Annotated in this window: 1 protein-coding gene; it reads right to left on the minus strand. The window is 52.1% G+C overall.

The window, feature by feature from the left end:
• On the minus strand, positions 1-181 hold a 181-nt coding region (locus C5P05_RS34165), incomplete at its 3' end, for a hypothetical protein (RefSeq protein WP_232834268.1).
• Between the last annotated feature and the right edge of the window lie 76 nt (positions 182-257).

Consider the following 257-nt stretch of genomic DNA (forward strand, 5'->3'; position numbering starts at 1 on the left):
CGGGCTTGAAATACTTTGAAAGCATCTCATCAATTTCATGCGCCCGAGCATAAGTTGTACCGGCTTTTTCGACGACGGGTGCGGTGTCGCCCGACCGATCCTGCGCGGTTGTAGGTAAAGTGAAACACGGCAGCGAAAGTGGAATCAGAAGAGCCGCGTTGAAAAGGCTACGTTTTTTCACGTAGCAGTTTCGCCAATTCGGAGGCAGCTGCATTCAATGCCAATTCTGCCGGCGCCAATGCTGAGAACCTGGCTTT

The sequence above is a fragment of the Rhodoferax ferrireducens genome, assembly GCF_003347515.1.
GTDB lineage: Bacteria > Pseudomonadota > Gammaproteobacteria > Burkholderiales > Burkholderiaceae_C > Rhodoferax.